Genomic DNA, 19,236 nt, shown 5'->3' with positions numbered 1-19,236 from the left:
CGGTCACCCAATCGTAGCGCTGGACGTGTGGGAGCACTCCTACTACCACGACTACGGCCCGGCCCGCGGCGAGTTCGTCGACAACTTCTTCGAGGTCGTCGACTGGGACGAGCCCGCGACCCGCTACGAGCAGGCCGTCGAGCTGTTCGAGTAACGAACCTCGACGGGCATTCGATCGGTCCGGATTCGGCCGATCCAGCGAGGTATTCTACCTTTCACCCGCCGGCTCGTTCGGCCCGCTCGGCGGGTGCTTTCGTTCCGCGAGCGACGCGTATGCCGGCTTACTCTCTCCCACTCACTCGATCAGCGTCGTCTCCACCACGTTCACCGACTCATCGACGACAACCTGAAGCTCGTCGCCTCCGCAGGGGAGCGAGAGCCGGACCCGGAGCGGGTCCTCGGAGACGACCGTCGTCCGCTCGTCGCTCACGCACCAGTCGAACCCCCAGAACGGCTCGGTGTTCAGGTCGACGCCGCGCTCGGAGAAGAACAGCAGCGTCTCCGCGTGGTCCAAGAGCGTGACGCCGACCGTCGACCGCAGCCGGTAGTTACACCGCCCGCAGACGTGTTCGACGGCGACGTCGAGGTCCTCGTCGTCGGGATCGCGGACGAGCGTCGTCTCGACCGCGCCGGTGCACTCGGGACAGACCCCGTCCGCGGCCAGGCAGTAGTGATGGCGGACGTAGTGGTGGAACGCCTGCAACAGCTCGTCGGTCGTGCGGTCGTCGAGCCCGCCGGAGGGGAACGGGTAGCTCACCTGAATCGTGCCGCAGTCGGCACAGCCCACGGTGAGCGTGTCGTCGACGTACCAGCCGTGGAGGTCGCCGTCGCAGTCGTAACACGACCCCTCGACCGGGAAGAACCCGACCTGCGCGCGATCGGTGAGCGTCCCGGTGAAGATGGCGCTGACGACCTTACGTCCGGGGTATCGGAACTCGTAGCCGTCGTCGCTCCGCTTGACGAAGTGGCCGGTGAGCTGGCGGAGGTGGTAGTTGAAGTTGGCGCTGTCGTCGATGTCGACCCGCTCGAAGAGATCGGTGAAGCTCACGGGCTCCTCGTCGGCGCCGAGTTCGAGGAGGGCGCGCAGGATGTCGACTCGCGTGTCGTTGCCGAGCGTGGCGAACACCTCTGCGGGGAGCACTCGGGACTCCGTCCGGAGGGCGGGCGTCAGGTCGCCGTCGGTGTCGGTGTCGGTCTCCGCGGCCGCGTCAGTCTCCACGGCCGCGTCAGTCTCCACGGCCGCGTCGGTCTCCGCTCCCGTGTCCGCGCCGGCGGTCCGATCGAACTGACTCACACCGGACCCACGCGGTACAGTCGGATAAAACCCATCGAACGGGCCGATCCCGAACTCGACGCGGGCCGAAGGCCGAACCGGTCGGCAGGCTTTTCGACCGGACGCCCCTACGCCGTTCCCATGTCGGACGCAACCCCGATCGCCGACCGCACCGAGGTCCCGGCGAGCGGCTCGTACCGCTTCACCGCCGCGGACGCCTTCGGGAACGAGACGGAGGTCATCCTCGTCCCGTGCGAGGAGGACCCCGGCGTCAGGGCGTGGGTCAACAACTGCACGCACGAGGACCAGCGCTTCGACACGGGTCGCGGCGCGGCGATCCGCGACGGCGAGATCATCTGTCCGCGGCACGGGTCGATGTTCGACGCCTGCTCCGGCGAGTGCGACAACGGCCAGGCGTCGGGAACCGCGCTCCCCGGGGTCGATATCGCGGTCGAGGACGACACAGTCTTGCTCACCGACGAGCATTACGAGTACCTCCACGACGGCGGCGTGAACGACGGCGACGACGGTCCCGGATCGACTTCACACATCTCGTTTTAACCTACTGCGACCGCCGACACGGCCGGACTACCGACGCGTCGATCACCGACTCCGGCACCGCGCCGCCGCGGGTGGCGATCCACCTGATCGCCCCCGAACCGAGCACGACCGGTCCGTCGATCTCTGCGATCCGGACCGCCGCCAGCGACGCCGCGAGAGGCGGGCCGTCGTACGCCCCGGGATCCGCGCCGGCGTCGGTGGGATCGGCGCCCGGAACGACCGACAGCGCGTCGCGGAACGCCGAGTACACCTCGCGCGCGAGTTCTCGGCGCGCGTCTCGGCGCCGGTTCCGTAGCCGATCCCGGAGCTCGAGGCGTCGCTCGCGGGCGTCGCGGGCGTCGGCGGCTCGCTCGCGGGCGCGGTGAAGCGCCTGCTCGGCCGCGATACGATCGCTCTGTGCGGCCGACAGCTCCGCGGCCGCCGACTCCAGGTCGCCGAGGGCCTCCTCGGTCTCCGCCTCGATCTCCCGGCGCGCTTGTACGCCCCCGCGGAGGGCCGCGACCCGCTCCTTCAGCCGCTCCTCCTCGCCGCTCGCGGCCGCGACCCGACGCCGGGCCGCGTCGAGATCCACGGGCTCGACCTCTATCGCGGCGAGCGCGTCGCGGATCTCGATCAGCTCGTCTCCGATCGACGACGCCAGACCGCGCGTCCGGGCCGCCGCCGCGAGCTCACGCCAGAGGCTCTCTCCCGTCGGAACGCGACCGATCACGGCGTCCGGCTCGGGAAGCTCCGGCCCGGGAGCGACGGCGGTCGCGTCGCTTTCGGGCGCTTCGCCGGACCCCTCTCGATCGCACCGTCCGTCCGCACCGCTCACAGCTCGTCGCCTCGCATCGAGTCCGGGTCCGGATGGTCGGTCCCGGCGGCGAACGCGGCGTACGGCGTCGACTTCGCGTCGCGGTTCGCGTACGCGCTTGCCGCCTCGCGGACCCGTTCGTCGAGCGCGACGAACTCGTTGAACGGCTCCGTCCGCTCGATCTGTACGTCTCCGCCGTACGACTCGCGCAGTCGGAGCGCGAGGAACGCGGCGTACACCGTCCCGTCGAGCAGCGCCGCGCGTCCGAATCGCCGCGCGACGGCCTCTTCGTGGCGGCGGCACAGGTTCCGGAGGCCGGTGCGAGCAGCCGCCGAATACGTCACGACCAGCAGCACGAACGCGGCTGATCGGCTCCGGAACTTATCGGTTCCGAACCGGTACGGCGATCACACTCGTTCCACGTCGAATTCGGGGACAGAGTCGGATTCATCTTCTGTCTGATACTCTAAACGATCGGAGCCGGTAAGCGAGAGCACTCGCTCCCGCGCCGCGGGCGCCGAGGGCGCGACCACGATCGTCCCGTCGACCGGCTCTTCGCCGACCGCACGGAACACGTCGCCGTCGCCGTCGAACTCGGTGGCGTACGTCCGGAGGACCGCAGCCACGCGTCGCTCGGTGTCGGCGAGGTCGGCGTCGCCGTTCTCGAACGCGCGGAGCGCGTCCTCGACGTTCCGTATCGCGGAGATCCGGTCCATCTACGTCGTTCGGAGGTGGCCCTGCTTGGGCTCGTACACTTCGCCCTTCGTCCGGAGCTTCTCGATCTCCTGTTCGGCCTTCCCCGGGTCCATCCCGATCTCGCCGGCGCGGTCGAGCACCTCCTCGACGGGCGCGCCCTCCTGGTACTCCTCCTCGATGTCCGCGATGAGTCCCTTGATGTTCTTGATGCGGTCGCGCTGGCTCTTCGAGGTACCCGTCTCGACCACGTCGGCGTCGAACTGTCCGGTCTCCGGATCGACGCCGATGTCCTTGAGACACGACTCGACGATGTCGGTCGCCCGATCGGCGTCCTCGCGCTCGACGGTGTCCGAGAGACGGACCCGCGCGCTCGCCTCCGAGAGCCGCACCATCGCCTCCAGTTTCCGGGCGGTGACAGGAACCGGCGCGTCCTCGTCGGCGCCCTTCGAACGCAGATCGACGTAGAACTCCTCGATGAGGTCCTTCGCCTCCTCCGTCATCGTCGGGTAACAGGAGCGCTTCGCGTGGGCGATGTACTTCCGAAGCAGTTCCGCGTCGATCTCCGGCGCGACCTCTTGGGTCACCTCCGCGACCTGTTCCGGCGTGAACTCCGAGCTCGCCAGCTCCTCGCGCTGGGTGTTCAGCTCCCCCGCGTAGTTCGTCTTGATGATGTGTTTCGCCAGCCGGGAGTCGTGTTCCGGGTCCGGACTGTCCGTCACCGTGAAGATCAGGTCGAACCGCGAGATGAGCGCGGGTTCGAGGTCGATCTGCTCGCCGATCGGCTCGTACTGGTCGAACCGGCCGTACTTGGGGTTCGCGGCGCCGAGCAGGGAACACCGCGCCTTCAGCGTCGCGTTGATCCCCGCCTTCGAGACGGAGATCTTCTGCTGTTCGAGGCCCTCGTGCATCGCGGAGCGGTCGGAGGAGTTGTGAACGACCACGCCGTTCGCGACGAAGTTGTGCGTCTCCTCGACTGTCAGGTCGTACACCTTCGGGGTCCGTCCGTCCTCGATTCTGGCCAAGATCGACCGGAGCTCCGCCTTGACGGCGTCCACTTCGCTCGCGATCGCGTCTCGTAGGTCCTCAAGTCGGCCCGTCTCAACGGCACCGGACAGCCACCGCGAGATGGTCGCCTGATCCACGTTGAGCGACGACGCGACATCCCCTTGACTGACGCCGTATGCCTCCAGCGCCGACGCCAACTCCACCCTCTTGTCTCCGACCGGACCGCGTTCGATCAGGCTCCGTGCGCGCTGTTCAACGTTCTCGACGGGGCCGCCGAGAACGTCAGCGAGCCGCTGCCGGAGCACCTCGCTGCGGTGTTCGGCCGATTCCGGGGGAACAGTTTCGACCGACTCCACCCGGCGCCACTTCACGTCTCCGCGGACGAACTCCCGTAGGCTACCGAGATCGGTCTCCTCGACCGCAACGAGCGTCTCTCGGAGTCGGTCGGTCACTATCTGGTGAACCTCGTCGCTCTCGCCCCACCCGCGGGAGATCTGTTGCTGTGACAGCGCCGTTCCCTCCGCGAGTTCGGACTGCGACACGTGGTACCGGCCGCGCATCTCGGAGAGAGTCTCCCACGACGGATCGTCGCCGAGCATCGATCGGTCCGCGGTCGCCGCCTCCAATCTGTCCTCGAACGCGGCGAGCACCCGGCGGGCGCGGTGGAGCGACACGTTCGCCGTTCCACTCTCGAAGTCGTGATACGTGACCGCGTCGAGTCCGCACTCGCTCTGGTGAAGCCGGAGCGACTCGCGACACTCCGACAGCACGCCGTCGATCTCCGGAATCACGTCCAGAATTGTGCGGTCGCCGTCGGCGGCGTCGACGACGCGGTCGATCGCTTCCGCCTTTCGAGAGGCGGTGAACCCGATAGCGCGGCGGAACGCCGCGAGCGAGTCGGCGTCGGTCACCGTGAGGTAGTACACGTCTCGACTCTCGTCTCGCTCGCGATGCTGGAGCTGGCTCGACACGCCGAACTGTAAGAGGAGGGTTTGCGTGCCCTCCAGCAGGTCCCGGCTCGCGGAAGCGATCCGAACGTTCCCGGCCGACTCGTCGACGTGTCCTTCACTGTCGGCCAGCGCGCGGACGAACGCCGATTTCGCCGCGCGGCTTCCGGCCGACACGGCGGTCGGGAAGCACTTCTCGTCGTATCGGCCGAGGCTCATCCCGGCGTTGAGGACGGCGTCGGCGTGCTCCTTTCCGGTGACGCGGACCGTCTCGACGCCGGTCTCACGCTTTTCGCTCGGAGGACGCCTCGGTTCCGAGCCGAACGTCGCCCGCGCCGCTCGCTCGAAGTCAGCCAGCAGTTCGTCGTCCGCGTTGGTGAACCGGACGCCGTACACGCCCTCGTCGCGGTCGTAGTAGACGTTCCCGTCGCCGGAGAGGTACCCGAGGACGCTCGCGGTCGCGGGGTCGACTCCCTCGTCGTCGACGGGCTCGGCAGCCGGCCGATCGCCGCCGTTCGCGGCCATCGTTCCGCCGTCGGCCGCCTTCGTCGGAATCTCGCGGGGAACGTACACCCAGTCGCCCGCGTCGAGCGCGGCCGCCTCGCGCTCGACGCGCTCGCCGTCGTCCAGGACGAAGAACGGGTGGTCGGCCGTCGCCGTCAGCGACTCGCCGGTCTCCGTCGTCACGCGGGTCAGCTCCGAGGGTGCGTCGTACTCGTGGACCGAGAACACGGGACGCTCGACCAGCTCTCCCTCCTCGTCCATCGACCAGACGTCGAGGTCGACGTCGCGGATGCGGCGACCGTTCGAGAGCTCCTCGATCTCGCCGTCTTCGGCGGCCTCTCTCGCCAGTTCGTCGATCCGTTCCACGCGGCCGTCGGCGAGCGTGACGAGGGTGTCGCCCGTGACGCAGTCCATCTTGTCCAGCTCGTCGACCGCGGCGATCCCCTTGTCTGCGAGGACGAGAGCCCCGGCTTCGAGCGACCACTGCTGTCCGTCGCCGAAGTCGTCTCTCACGGCCGCAGCGGTGTTGTGTGTCACGAGTCCGTTCCCGAGGAAGTTGTGCGTGTCCGGAACCGTTAGGTCGAACACCTCTTTCTCGCCGGTGTCCTCGGTGTCAACGACTTCGTCCCAGACGAGATCCGCGTTGGCTACCTCCTCTACGTCGGGGCCAACGTCGCCGAGATCGAGGTCATCGATCATCGAGAGAGTCCGCTCGCGACTCGGGTCCTCGCCACGGTTCAGATTCTGCCAGTATTTACCTGCGCCTCCATCGGTACGAGCGAGAGTACTTCCGATAGGCAGAAATTCGCCGCGTCGAGGTGCGTCGTTGACAATTTTGTCCAACGCACCGGACTTGTTCGTCGACCGGAATCCGATCTGGCCGGCAAACCGATCGACCTCTTTCCCATATATCGCTAGATGCGTTTGAACCGATGTCGACTCGATCTCGTGGCCGTCGGCACGTTCGTAGGTCCCGCGGCGATCGCGCTCGCGTGTCCGAGACCGTACGCCGTACGTTTCCAACATCAGCTGAACCTGCTCGGCGAGTTCGCTACAGACGGTCGAAAACTGAACGCTGGATCCGCCGTTATCGCGTCCACACACGGATCCGTCAGCGTCGAACAGGCCCCGTAGGAAGGCGTCGGCGTGTTCGGCGGTCGTGAGCTTCGGATCGAGGGCGATATCGTCTTTTGGCGACTCGACGCCGACGTTGCTGAAGAAACGGGCAACCGTCGCACTGTGAAGGCGAACACAGGGGACACGATCCTCCTGATACTCGATATCGACAGACTTGCCGAACTTCGTCTCGATGATGTCTGCGGCACGTTCCAGCAGCTCCTCGTCGGAGTTCGAGATACGGACGTGACCGCGATTTCCACCACGACGGGAAACCATCACGTCACCGTCGCCGAAGACGAGTCCGATCAAATACATTAGATCCGCGTCGAACTCATCGGGTATCGTAACACCGCTGCCGTGGCGAAGCATCACACGATCGATGTCGATATCATCGATAGCGGTACCGATCGCTGCGAGAACCGTGTCCAATTTATCGAGTGGTATGTGTCGGTTTGAGAGCGTGTCGTACACGAAGTCCTCGGAAAGGCCGAGTTCGGCCGCGGCGTCGCGGAGCGTTCCGAACTCGTCCGTGAGTTCGCCGCGAAGGAACTCAACCGATTCAGCCGTCGGCTTGATCTTCTCCTCCGTGAATTCGACGTACTCACCGACTGGTGGGGACGAACGATCGATGTCGGTGTACTTCGGTACCCCGATGTGGTCGCCAGCGTCGACGTCCGAGATCGACTTCCACTCGATCCCGTTCTCGTCGCAGACGAGGACGGGCGTGTTGACAGATGCTTCGAGATCCTTTCCGTGCGCGGTCTCGATTCGCCGACACGGCTTCTCCGGCATCCGCCAGACGTGGGAACTCTCGGCGAGGTCGATCCTTCCAGACGCTCGATCGAAGGTGTAGAGATCGTGCTCTGCGGTGCTACTCGTCTCCACATCGACCGGTTTCGGATGGTACTCTGTCGCGATCTCGCGGATCGGTACGAACCCGTCTGAAGTGTGTATTTTCGTATCGCCGGTGACACACAGCCCTGCAGCGGATGATCCCTTACCCGAAGTATAAACTGATCTCGGAGCAATATTCTCTACATAACTGATCATCTGTGACTTTCCGGTACCAGGGTCGCCAATAAGGAGCATATGCAGGTCCCCCCGAATCCGCGAGCCGTCGGGGAGGTGTTTGGTGACGCCGGAGAACAGCTGGAGGATCATCGCGAGCTTCTCCTCCTCGTAGCCGTAGATGGCGGGCGCGATGGAGTCGACCATCGCGTCGTAGATGTCGTCGCGGTTGGAGAGCTCGATGATCTCGCGTTTGTCCGCCTCCGTGATGTCCATGTCTTCGAACTCCTCGTCCTCGATGGCGATGGAGACGCCGTCCATGTACAGGTCGAAGATGGCGGACTTCTCGTTGCCCTGCTCGACCTGCTCGATGTGGAGGACGCCGACGCAGGTGACGTGGTCGCCGGGGCTCACCTCGCCGGTGATGTCGTCGACGATGTCGACGTCGATGCTCTGGGGGGTCTCGCCGCCGCGGAGCCCCTCGGGGGACTCTTGGATGCGGAGCTTCTGAGAGTCGATGAACTCCGACTGATCGAAGTTGACGCGGAAGGGCCCCTGTCGCTCACACCCCTGGCACTCGTGGGGCTCCTGGAAGCCGCCGTCGCTCTGGGGGATGTACGTCATCGTGCCGCAGCGCTGGCACTCGAAGGCGGCCTCGGTCACCTTCGGACGCACGTCGGTCGCTTTGCGGACGATGCCCTTGATCGAGACGAGCTTTCCGATGTGGTCGTCGTGGACCCGAATGCCACGGATATCGATGCCTTCGGGGAGGTTCTCGATCCGGACGTGCGCGCGCCCGAGGCTGACGTCTGCGGGGAGGTCGTAGAGCCGCAGCGCCTCCTCGGCGTACTCGCGCATCTGCTCCGGCTTCGTGCGGAAGTCCTCGGCGAGGTCGCGGTCGAACTGGTAGAGGTCGTCGTACTCGACGTACAGCGAGCGCTGTTCGTTGGGGTATCGCTGCGCAAGCTGTCCGATCTCCTCACGGTAGTAGTTACGGTAGAACTGAATGAACCGCTCCGTGAGGTCCTGATTCCCGGCCTGAGCCATTACGAAACCACTTCGGCGCCACCACGTATGAACCTCATGCTCGGAGCGGAGGTGATCCGTGTCGGCGAAAACCGATCGGTGCCGGGCGGTGCGGTTCCGCGTCAGGCCTTCGTCACGAACGTCGCGTCCGCGGAGGTGCGGCCGTCGTTGAACGAGAGCACCTTCGCGCGGATCACGTCGCCTTTCGTCACGTCGCCGGGGATGTCCTCGGTGAAGACGACGAACCCCTCGACCTTACCGACGGCGACCTCCTCGCCCGAGTGGTGGTCGGTGAGTTCTGTGACGCCGAACTCGTACGTCTCGCCGATCTCGACCGGCGGTTCGCGCTCTTGGGCGGCGTCGTGGGCGCGTTTCGACTCGCGCGCCTCCGAGGACGGGGCGCGTAGGCGACGGACGACGACTAACAGAACGAGCAGTGCGATCACGGCGGCGGCACCGATGACGACCGGCGACGACGGTAACATACCGGGCGGTCGACCCGTGGTCACGTAAACGCTCGGGGTCGGCGGCTCCCGATCGGCTCCGTCGGGCCGACCGCATGAGAAACGCCTTTGCTCTCGAAGCCCCCCGTTCGACGTGATGCGAACGACTCTCGGTCGCCGTCGAGTCGCCCACGGGCGTGGTCCGCCGTGAAGGTCGCGGACGCGGTGCCGGAGTTCGCCGACGCCTTCGGGTTCGAGGAGTTCAACCGGATGCAACGCGAGGCGCTGCCGGGGATCTTAGAGACCGATCACAACGTCGTCGCCTCAGCGCCGACGGCCTCCGGGAAGACCGCGCTCGCCGAGCTCGCGATCTGCAAGACGCTCTCGGAGGGGGGAACCGCGCTCTTCGTCGCGCCGCTCCGCGCGCTCACCAACGAGAAGGAGAGCGAGTGGGAGCGGTTCGAGGAGCTCGGCTACTCCGTGTACGTCGTCTCCGGCGAGCGCGACCTGAACCCCCGCCGCGCGGAGCGCGCGGACGTGCTCGTGACGACGCCGGAGAAGGCCGACAGCGCCACCCGCAAACACGACTCCGGGCGATACTCCTTCATCACCGACGTGGACTGCGTCGTCATCGACGAGGTCCACCTGCTCGACAGCGAGAAGCGGGGCGCGGTGCTCGAAGTCACCGTCTCGCGGCTCCGCCGCCTGCAGGACCCCCGGGTCGTCGCGATCTCGGCGACGATGCCGAACGTCGCGGACGTGGCCGAGTGGCTCGACGCGCCCGCGGAGACGACCTACGAGTTCGGCGAGGAGTACCGCCCGGTCGATCTGGAGACCGGCGTGAAGACGTACTCGCACGGTTCGAACGCCTTCGCCGACAAGTACCGACGGCTCTACCGCGCGCTCGACCTGGCCGAGCCGCACGTGCGCGAGGACGGGCAGGCGCTCGTCTTCGTCTCCTCGCGGCAGGACACGGTGCAGGCGGCCAAGAAGGCGCGCGACGAGATCACCGACCGCGACATCCCGATCGACTCGCGGGGCGACTACGACTTCCACAACGAGGCGAAAGAGCTCACCAACGACACCCTCCGGCAGTCGGTCACCGACGGCGTCGGCTTCCACCACGCCGGGCTCGGGAAGGAGGACCGCGACCGCGTTGAGGAGTGGTTCAAGCAGGGGAAGATCAAGTTCCTCTTCTCGACGTCGACGCTCGCGTGGGGGGTGAACCTCCCGGCGCGGTGCGTCGTCATCCGCGACACGAAGTACCACGATCCGTTGGAGGGCGAGACCGACATCTCGCCGCTCGACGTGCTCCAGATGCTCGGGCGCGCGGGTCGTCCCGGCTACGACGACGTGGGGTACGGGTGGGTGGTCTGCGACCGCGCGGACGCCGACAAGTACCGCGAACTGCTGAAGGAGGGGAAAGAGATCGAGTCGCGGCTCGCCGCCGAACTGGAGTCGCACCTCAACGCCGAGATCTCGATGGGGACGATCCGCGGGCTGGAGGACGTGATGGAGTGGTTGGAGACGACCTTCTACTACGTCCGCGCCGAGTCGAAGCCCGACGAGTACGGGTTCGGCACCCTCCGCGACCGCGTCCGCGACACCCTCGAATCGCTCGTCGACGACGGGTTCGTCGCGGCCGACGACGACCTCGCGATCGAGCCGACGGCGCTCGGACGCCTCGCCTCGAAGTACTACCTCCGGCTCGACACGGCCCGCCGCTTCCGTCGGCTCGCCGACCGCGAGACGCTGACGGTCGATTCGGTGTTGGAGACCGTGGCGTCGGCCGGCGAGTTCGATTCGGTCTCGGCGCGCTCGGCCGAGTCGGACGCGATCGACCGGATCCTCGACGGCCGCGACACGGAGTTGGAGGACGGCCACCGCAAGGTGTTCGCGATCCTGCTCGCCGGGATGGCCGATTCGATCCCCTCGGACCTGCGCTCGGACGCGTGGGTGATCCGGCAGAACGCGCTCCGCCTGCTCGCCGCGCTCTCGGAGTTCCTCGACCGCTTCGCCGGCCCCCGCGCCGCCAACCTCGCGTGTCGCGTCGAGGCGCGCGTCGAGCACGGCGTCTCCCGCGAGGCGGTCGCGCTCACCGCGATCGACGGGGTCGGCTCCGGCCGCGCCGAGCGACTCGCGGACGCCGGGCTCACCTCCCCCGCCGCCGCCGTCGACGCCGGGGCGAACGAACTCGAAAACGCCGGCCTGAGCGGCTCCGTCGCCGAGCGCATCGTCGACGCCGCCCGCGACTGCCCCCGGGTCGACGTCGACTGGGGCGACTTCCCCGACACCGTTGCCGTCGGCGAAAACGAAATGTGCGAGGTCACCGTGGCGGCCGTCTCCGGAAGCGCCCGCGCGGGGATCCGGGTGACCGTCAACGACGTGGAGATGACCGCGACGACGACGTACCTCGACGGCGAGACGACGGTCCCGGTCGGCGTGTTCGGCCCGCCGGACGCCGACGAGCTGGAGTTCGTCGTCGAGGTCGTCTTCCCCGACCTGCCGCTGATGCCCGTCAGAGCGACGCGGACGGTTCGAGTGGCGTAGGTGCTCGGTCGGCGGACCGCTCTACATCCCGCATAAACCCACGCTCCGACCGCTTTTCACCCATCCCGCGCCACCCGACGTATGCCCGAACGACTCCGCGTGTTCGCAGGCGACTGCCGAGTGACCGAGCGCGGCGACCGCTCCCGCACCCACCGCGGGCGCGTCGTCGTCCTGATCAAGCCCGACGACACCACGCTCGTCCACGACGCCGACGGCTACCAGCCGGTCGCGTGGCTCACCCGTCCGGACTCCGTCGTCGTCGAGGGCGACGGCGACGGCTTCTCGGTCACCGCCCGCGACGGCGCCCGCCGGCTCCGGGTCGTCGCCGAGGAGGCGACCGCGAGTCGCGCTCTGCCGATCACCGAAGCCGGGCTCCCGGTCGGCACCTGCCCGGCGGACGGCGGGGTGCTCGTGCGCTCGCGCGGCGACGTGGTCTGTCTCGACTGCGAGGAGCGGTGGGGGCTCCCGGCGGGCGCGAGCGTCACCGACGGGGTCTGCGACGACTGCGGGCTCCCGAAGATCCGGATCGAGCGCGGCGAGCCGTTCCACCTCTGTCTCGACCCCGCGTGCGATCCCATGGAGGCCGCCGTCAGCGATCGGTTCGACCGGGTCTGGGACTGCCCGGACTGCGAGGGCGACCTCGCCGTCCAATCCGCGCCCGGCCGCGTCTATCTCGCGTGTGAAAACCGTCCGGAGTGCGAGACCTCATTCTCGATCCCCTCCGGCGTCGTCGTCGACGAGTGCGACTGCGGACTCCCGATCTTCGAGACGGCCGCCGGTCGCGGCTGCCTGGACGGGAGCTGCGAGCACGAGGGACACGCGGCGGGAGGGAAGAAACAGCGCGGAAACTGACTGAAGCCGCCTACTCCGCGAGCTGTTCGCGCCCCGGCGCGATCAGCCGGTCGAGGTACTCCGCGAGCGCGCCCTTCGCGTCGGCGGGGTGGAGCTCGCCGGACTCCAGATCGGATTCCAGCGCGTCGTACGTCTCGTACTTCAGGTCGCCGCCGTACTCCTCGGGGCGCTCGACCACGACGGCGTCGAACCGCGGGAACACGTGGTACTCGAACACCTGCAAGACGGGGTTCTCCCGCGCCTCGCCGTCGTCGGTCGGCTCGGGGTCGGCCGTCGGCGGGCAGTACGCGTCGTTCACCTTCGACTCGATGTCCTCGCGGGAGTCCTCCATCGAGATGGTGACGCCCTCGCTGGAGGACATCTTCCCGCGGCCGGTTCCCAGATCCGCGATCAGCGGGGTGTGGAGGCTCGTCGGCGGTTCCCGGTCGATACTCGGGAGCACGTCGCGCGCGAGCATGTGGACCTTGCGCTGTTCCATCCCTCCGACCGCGATGTCGACGCCGAGGTACGGGATGTCGAGCGCCTGCATCAGGGGGTACACCGCCTGCGACACCTTCACCGAGTCGCCGGAGGTGATCTCGGCCATCGCGCGCTCGGCCCGCGCGAGCGTCGTCTCCAGCTCCAACGAGTGGAGGTCCAGCGTGTAATCGTCGTCGAGCTGGAAGTCGGAGCCGAGCACGAACTGCGTGTTCGACTCGTCGAGCCCGTACGCGATGAACTGGTCGCGCATGCGCTCGGCGGTGTGTCGAATGTCCTCGAACGACCCCTTGTCGTTGAGGTAGGCGTGCACGTCGGCCAACAGGACCGTCACCTCGAACCCGGCCTCCTGGAGGTCGATGAGCTTGTTCGCGGTGAGCATGTGCCCGATGTGGAGGACCCCCGAGGGCTCGTAGCCGACGTACGCCCGCTTCCCGTCGGGGTCGTCGGCCAGCGCCTCGATCTCCTCCTCGGTGACCACCTCGGCCGCGTTCCGGGTGATCCGCTCGTAAGCGTCCATACTCCCGACTGCGCGGTTGTCGGTCATATGACTTCTGGATGCGTGCGGACGGATGGCGAGTAGGAGGTGGCCGGCGGACGGTCCGGCAGACCTCCCGTCCGCCTTCTCCCCTACTCCTCGGTCTCCGGCAGCGTCCGCCCCGCCCGGTGCTCCGAGATGATCCGGTCGAGGTGCTCCTGCTTCTCGGCCTTCCGCCGCCGCTCGGCCCGTCGCTCCCAGTCGTCGACGGCGGCCGCCACGGCCTCCTCGCTCGCGACCGCCAGCTCGTCCACCTCGCGGACCGGGACCGCGTCGGCCGGGAGGACCGGCACGTCGTGATCGAAGAGCACCTGATCGGCCACGTCGGAGAGGTTCCCGTCGCGGATCACGGCGCGCGGCTCCGTCTCCGCCAGCCGTTCGGCGGTCCGGCGCCCCGCGCCCGAGGCGTCACGGAGGTAGACCACGTCGCCGGCGACGAGCCCGTACGCCTCGTCCGCGGCCTCGATGGCGTCGAGCGTGAACTGCTCCACGACCTTCACGCTGACGAGCCCCCGGTCGTCGGCCACGTCGTGGAAGTTCGAGTGGTCGAGCCGCCACAGTTCCTTCAGCGTCTCCACTTTCCCTTCGAGCTCCGCGACCCGCTCTCGGGCCTCGTCACGCTCGCGCTCCAGCCGGTCGGTCTCGCGTTCGAGCCGCGAGACGGCGCGCCGGCTCCGCGCCTCGATGCGCTCCTCGCGTTTCGCCTCCTCCAGTTCGCCCTCCAGCTCCGAAATCCGCTCGTCGCGCTCGTCGAGGTCCTCCTCCAGCGACTCCGCGTGCGACTCCAGCCGGTCGACGCGATCGCGGAGTCGCCGGATCGTCTCCTCCTCCTCGGTGCGCTCGGACTCGGTGGGATCGGTCTCGTCGGCGTCCGCGTCGCCGCTCCCGTCACTCCCGCCGCTCTCGTCGTCTCTCAGATCCTCGATGACGGCCTCGACCGAGGACCCGCCCGCGACGACGCCGGCGATCACCGCGCCGCGGTCGAGCCGGGGCGGGGTCTTCGCCGCGATGCGCTCGAACTGGTCCTCGTGGTCGTCGTAGGCGTACAGCGCCGCCGCCAGCGCGTCGCGCTCGTGGTCGTTCGCGTGGTTGGTCTCGCGGGTCCGGTGGAGCTTCTCGTCGACCGGGAGGTCGGTGGTCGGCCGCCACCCGGCGGCGTCGAACGACCGCCGGAACTTCTCGACGGTTTCCGGCATCGGTTCCACGTCGGCGGCGACGATGATCGGGCGGCCCTGCTCGATGATCCACTCGGTCACGTCGGCGGTGTCGGCGGTCCGCGAGGAGTAGAGCGCGTGGACGGTGCCGTCGAGCCCGACCACGGCGGCCGCGGTCGTCGTCCCCGGGTCGATACCGACGATCACCCGGTCGCGCCGCTGCACGAGCGGCTCGTACTCGATCCCGTCGCGGCGCTCGCGCTCGACCTCGACGCGCACGTCGCCGGCGCGCGAGTTCGACACCGGAATGTCCTCGGGGCGCGCCTCGACCGCGAACGTCGCGTTCGCGTAGCCGCCGTACTTCTCGGTCACGTCGCGCTCGAAGTCGAGGTTCGCCTCCTTGAGCTTCGACTGGACCTGTCGGGTCCGCTTCCGGACGTTGCCGTGGATCCGCCGGGTGTAGCGGTCCTGGCTCCACCCGCCCTTCCCGGTCGAGCGCCCGCGAGACACCTTCACCCGCGTCTCGTCGGTGAAGGCGGTCACCTCGTGGCCGACGTTGGCCGCTGCCAGCCGGGCCGACGCCTCCGCCTCCTTCATCGGCTCTTTCCCGTACGGGATCCCGTGTCTGGAGGCCACCCGCGAGAGCGGCTCCGGGCGCTCCGCGCCGGTCACCTGCACCAGCCGCGTGCCGTCCGGCAGCGATCGGAGGAACCCCACGAGCTCGCTTTTGTCCGCCGCCAGCTCGTAGGCGTTGTCGGTAGCGACGTACAGGGGCTCGCGGTCGTCGATCAGCCGGCAGAGCTTCCGGAACGACACCACGTCGCGGGTGACCCGCGCCATCGGCCCGTCCGCGTCGGGCGCGTCCGGGTCGTCCTCGTCGACGGGGTCCAGGATGACGAGGGCGTAGGAGGGGTCGTCGCCGCGAACGTCGCCGCTGTGCACGTCGACGCCGAACACCGGCCGGTCGCGGGCGCGGATCGTCCGGGTAGTCACACGTGGTGTAGGTAGTTGTCGCGTATATACTCCACGCCGGGTGCGGCGGTTTCGGCGCGGCGCTCGGAGGCGGGACTCGACGCGGATCGCCGCGCTCCTCAGTACAGGTCGTCGAGATCCGACTGGACGTGCGAGTGCTCCTCGGTCGGGAACGCCCCGGATTCCACCGCGTCGCGATACGCCGCGACCGCGTCGAGCATCTCGCCGCGCACGTCGCCGAACTGCTCCGAGAAGGGGGGCGACCACTCGCCGAACCCGACCGCGTCGTTGATCACGAGCACCTGCCCGTCGCAGTTCGGACCGGCGCCGATACCGATCGTCGGGATTTCCAGCGCCTCCGTCACCGCCCCCGCGAGGTTCGCCGGGACGTGCTCCAACACGAGCGCGAACGCGCCGGCCTCGGCGTGCGCGCCCGCGAGGTCAATTATCTCCTCGGCGGCGTCCTGATCGGTCCCCTGTCGGGTGTACCCGCCGAGACGGTTGACGTGCTGGGGCGTCAAGCCGAGGTGCGCCATCACCGGGATCCCGACCTCGGTCATCCGCCGGGTCATCTCGACGGTGTGGGGGCCGCTCTCGATCTTCACCGCGTCGGCGCTCGCCTCCTTCAGGAGCAGTCCGGCGTTGCGCACCGACTCCGCCTCGTCGACGCCGAAGGAGAGGAAGGGCATGTCGGCGACCACCAGCGCGTCCTCGGCCGCGCGGGCGACCGCCGCGGTCCGGCTCTCGACATCCGCCATCGTCACGGGGAGCGTGGAGTCGTAGCCCAGGGCGGCGTTGCCCATACTGTCGCCGACGAGGATGACGTCGATCCCCGCCTCGTCGACGACCGCCGCCGTCGGGGCGTCGTAGGCGGTCAGCATCGTGATCGGATCGTCGCCCTCCCGGAGTCCCCGAGTCGTGGTCATGGCTCGTACACTGCCGGGCAACCCGTTAAAGTCGCCGGAATCCGGAAGTCCGGTCGCCCCCGGAACCTCGGAGGCGACCGATCGCCTCTCCCCTCGTCTGCGGACCGTCACCGATTTGCACGTCCGCCACGGACGACTCGTCGTGCAACCTGTCGAGCGGGCCGAGTACGAGGGGATCGACTACGGCTGGGTGATGCAGACGACGTTCGTCGTCACCATCCTCGTGGGCGCGCCGGTCGTCGCCGCCCTCTCCGCGTTCGTCACCCTCGACTCGTGGCCGGCCCGCGCGGCCTTCGCCGTCCGAGTCGGTGCCCCGATCTGGTTCGTCACCGCCGTCGCCGTCGCCGTCTACGCGCGGCGCACCGACGCCGGCGACGGCGGGGTGGCGGAGGCGGACGATGATCCCGACGACGCAGGCGACTGAACCCCTACCCGACCGCTATCACCGGTCGATCAGGTCCGCCGCCCATGCGAACGGGACGCCCGCGCGCTCCGCCGCCACGGCGTCGCGCCGCGAGTCGCCGACGAACAACGCGTGCGCCGGCTCGGCGCCGAGCCGCTCGACCGCCGCGAGCAGCGACTCCGGGTCCGGCTTGTGCGTGTCGACCGTGTCGCGCCCGACGATCGCGTCCGGGTCGAGCGCGCCCCCGAGCCCGTGGGTCTCCACGGCGACCCGGCAGGCCTCCTCGCAGTTGAGCGAGCAGACGCCCGCTGGAGGGGCGTTCCGGGCACCGTCGATCTCCTCGACGGCCTCGATCAGCCGCCCGCCGAGCGGGAGCAGGACCGAGTCGCGCGCGCCGGCCCGCTCGTGGACCGCGATGGCGTCCTCGACCGGGTCGCGGATCCCGAACTCCCCGGCGGCTTCGAGCAGACCCCACAGCTCCTCGGTCGGGGGGATCATCGCGTGCTCGGCGTACACGTCGAGCACCGACTCCGCGACCGCGCCCCAGTCGACCGCGAGCTCGACGAGGGTGCCGTCCAGGTCGTAGACGACGGCGTCGTACGCGGCGAGATCGATCGGCCGGTCGACGCTCGGGACGACGCCGGCGGCGCTCTTGGGCGCGTCTCCGTCCGTCTCGACCGCTCGCTCGCCGTCGGCCGTCTCGATCGCCCGCGCGTCGTCGGCCGTCTCGATCGCCCGCGCGTCGTCGGCCGTCATTCGCCCACCACCCCCCGCGCGATGATCGTCTTCTGGATCTCCGTCGTCCCCTCGTAGATCTGCGTGATCTTCGCGTCGCGGTAGAACCGCTCCACGTCGAACTCGGTCGTGTAGCCGTAGCCGCCGTGGATCTGCACGGCCTCGTTGGTCACCGACATCGCGGTCTCGCTGGCGCGGTACTTCGCCTGCGAGGCCGCGACGCGGTTGTCCTCGCCGGCCTCGGCCTGCCGGCACGCCTCGCGAACCAGGAGCCGGGCCGCGGAGATGTCGGTCGCCATCTCCGCGAACTTGTGGCGGATCGCTTGGATGTCGTCGATCGGGCCGCCGAACTGCTCGCGCTCCGCGGCGTACGCCGTCGCCTCGTCGAAGGCGGCCTGCGCGAGCCCGACCGCCTGCGACGCGATCCCGATCCGGCCGCCGGTGAGCGTCCGGAAGGCGGCCGAGAGCCCCTTCCCCTCCTCGGTGAGACGGTTCTCGGCCGGGACCCGACAGCCGTCGAAGGAGATGCCGGTCGTGTCCGAGGCCCGGAGCCCGAGCTTTTCCTCCTTCTTCCCGACCTCGAACCCCTCGGCGTCGGCCGGGACGAGGAACTGGGTGATCGAGCCGCGGGCGTCGCCGGTGTCGCCCTCGCCCGTCGCCTTCTCGGCGTCGGGGTCGACGGCCTTCGCGAAGACGATCGCGACCCCGCCGCGCTCCCCGTTCGTGATCCACTGCTTCTCTCCGTCGAGGACGTACTCGTCGGTCTCCGCGTCGTACTCGGCGGTCGTCGACATCTCGGCCGGGTTCGACCCCGCGTGCGGCTCGGAGAGACAGAACATCCCGACGGGGCGTCCCTCTGCCGCCATCTCCGGCAGCCAGCGCTCCCGTTGGGCCTCGCTCCCAAACTCGGCGATACAGGAAGTCGCGAGGCAGTGGACGGAGAGGGCGGTCGCGACCGCGAGATGGCCGTACGCCAGCTCCTCGTTGACGACCGCGTAGGTCGTCTCGTCGGCCTCGAAGCCGCCGTACTCCTCGGGCACCGTCAGGCCCGTCAGGCCGAGCTCGGCGAGCCCGTCCCAGACGTTTTCCGGGAACGACTCGGCCTCGTCGGCCTCGCCGGCCTCGGGTCGGACTTCCTCGGCCGCGAACTCGCGGACGAGGTCGCGGATCGCCTCCTGTTCGTCGGTGAGCGACGAGCCGACGCGTGCGCCAGTCATACCGTCCGATTCGATCTCATACTGAAAAAGGTGAGCG

General features: G+C 68.6%; 16 protein-coding genes. 5 read left to right on the top strand and 11 right to left on the bottom strand.

Going from position 1 to position 19,236, the window contains the following annotated elements; genetic code table 11:
• The coding region (locus C471_RS18185) for a Fe-Mn family superoxide dismutase (protein WP_004047336.1) at positions 1–154 on the top strand (154 nt) is incomplete at its 5' end.
• Between the two features lie 141 nt (positions 155–295).
• On the opposite strand, the gene C471_RS06725 is transcribed toward C471_RS18185, so the two are convergent.
• Positions 296–1,294, bottom strand: a complete 999-nt coding sequence (locus tag C471_RS06725; RefSeq protein WP_004047333.1) for an ArsR/SmtB family transcription factor — start codon at positions 1,292–1,294, stop codon at positions 296–298.
• Between the two features lie 120 nt (positions 1,295–1,414).
• Between C471_RS06725 and C471_RS06720 the strand changes: the two genes are divergently transcribed.
• Positions 1,415–1,834 (top strand): Rieske (2Fe-2S) protein, encoded by a 420-nt coding sequence (locus tag C471_RS06720; protein WP_004047331.1) that lies wholly within the window; start codon positions 1,415–1,417, stop codon positions 1,832–1,834.
• 1 nt (position 1,835) lies between these two features.
• Here the strand turns inward: C471_RS06720 and C471_RS06715 are convergent, their stop codons facing one another.
• The 5 genes from C471_RS06715 to C471_RS06695 form a co-directional block, all read right to left on the bottom strand.
• Positions 1,836–2,648, bottom strand: coding sequence for a DUF7856 family protein (locus tag C471_RS06715; RefSeq protein WP_004047329.1), 813 nt, complete (start codon positions 2,646–2,648; stop codon positions 1,836–1,838).
• Positions 2,645–2,983: a DUF7855 family protein gene (locus tag C471_RS06710; RefSeq protein ID WP_004047328.1), complete on the bottom strand. Its 339-nt coding sequence runs from the start codon at positions 2,981–2,983 to the stop codon at positions 2,645–2,647. Before C471_RS06710 ends, C471_RS06715 begins: the two co-directional genes overlap by 4 nt.
• Before the next feature lie 51 nt (positions 2,984–3,034).
• Entirely contained in the window at positions 3,035–3,343 is a 309-nt protein-coding gene (locus C471_RS06705; protein ID WP_004047327.1) for a DUF7854 family protein, read from the bottom strand.
• On the bottom strand, positions 3,344–8,953 hold the full coding sequence (locus tag C471_RS06700) for an LAGLIDADG family homing endonuclease (protein WP_004047326.1): 5,610 nt from the start codon (positions 8,951–8,953) through the stop codon (positions 3,344–3,346).
• Between the two features lie 101 nt (positions 8,954–9,054).
• A complete protein-coding gene (locus tag C471_RS06695; protein ID WP_004047325.1) occupies positions 9,055–9,417 on the bottom strand; it encodes a TRAM domain-containing protein in 363 nt (120 codons plus the stop codon).
• 165 nt (positions 9,418–9,582) lie between these two features.
• On the opposite strand from C471_RS06695, the gene C471_RS06690 reads away from it, so the two are divergent.
• Both C471_RS06690 and C471_RS06685 read left to right on the top strand, forming a co-directional pair.
• A complete protein-coding gene (locus tag C471_RS06690; RefSeq protein WP_004047324.1) occupies positions 9,583–11,925 on the top strand; it encodes a DEAD/DEAH box helicase in 2,343 nt (780 codons plus the stop codon).
• Positions 11,926–12,006: 81 nt separating this feature from the next.
• On the top strand, positions 12,007–12,777 hold the full coding sequence (locus C471_RS06685) for an endonuclease NucS domain-containing protein (protein ID WP_004047323.1): 771 nt from the start codon (positions 12,007–12,009) through the stop codon (positions 12,775–12,777).
• A gap of 10 nt (positions 12,778–12,787) precedes the next feature.
• Here C471_RS06685 and C471_RS06680 read toward each other — a convergent pair whose 3' ends face one another.
• The 3 genes from C471_RS06680 to panB all read right to left on the bottom strand — a co-directional run bounded on the left by C471_RS06680 (position 12,788) and on the right by panB (position 16,844).
• Positions 12,788–13,774: a tyrosine--tRNA ligase gene (locus C471_RS06680; RefSeq protein ID WP_004047322.1), complete on the bottom strand. Its 987-nt coding sequence runs from the start codon at positions 13,772–13,774 to the stop codon at positions 12,788–12,790.
• 110 nt (positions 13,775–13,884) lie between these two features.
• Positions 13,885–15,939 carry a DUF460 domain-containing protein gene (locus C471_RS06675; protein ID WP_049909059.1) on the bottom strand — a complete coding sequence of 685 codons (2,055 nt, stop codon included), beginning with the start codon at positions 15,937–15,939 and terminating at the stop codon, positions 13,885–13,887.
• A 98-nt stretch (positions 15,940–16,037) separates the two neighbouring features.
• Positions 16,038–16,844 carry a 3-methyl-2-oxobutanoate hydroxymethyltransferase gene (panB, locus tag C471_RS06670; RefSeq protein ID WP_004047320.1) on the bottom strand — a complete coding sequence of 269 codons (807 nt, stop codon included), beginning with the start codon at positions 16,842–16,844 and terminating at the stop codon, positions 16,038–16,040.
• Between the two features lie 142 nt (positions 16,845–16,986).
• On the opposite strand from panB, the gene C471_RS06665 reads away from it, so the two are divergent.
• The gene (locus C471_RS06665; RefSeq protein ID WP_049909058.1) at positions 16,987–17,268 is read left to right on the top strand and encodes a DUF5822 domain-containing protein; all 282 of its coding nucleotides are present in this window, start codon (positions 16,987–16,989) and stop codon (positions 17,266–17,268) included.
• Positions 17,269–17,286: 18 nt separating this feature from the next.
• On the opposite strand, the gene C471_RS06660 is transcribed toward C471_RS06665, so the two are convergent.
• Both C471_RS06660 and C471_RS06655 read right to left on the bottom strand, forming a co-directional pair.
• Positions 17,287–18,003, bottom strand: coding sequence for an HAD family hydrolase (locus tag C471_RS06660; RefSeq protein WP_004047316.1), 717 nt, complete (start codon positions 18,001–18,003; stop codon positions 17,287–17,289).
• Entirely contained in the window at positions 18,000–19,199 is a 1,200-nt protein-coding gene (locus tag C471_RS06655) for an acyl-CoA dehydrogenase family protein (RefSeq protein ID WP_004047314.1), read from the bottom strand. Before C471_RS06655 ends, C471_RS06660 begins: the two co-directional genes overlap by 4 nt.
• Positions 19,200–19,236 lie beyond the last annotated feature (37 nt).

The sequence above is a fragment of the Halorubrum saccharovorum DSM 1137 genome, assembly GCF_000337915.1.
Lineage (GTDB): Archaea > Halobacteriota > Halobacteria > Halobacteriales > Haloferacaceae > Halorubrum > Halorubrum saccharovorum.
This window is presented reverse-complemented; position numbering and strand designations above follow the sequence as displayed.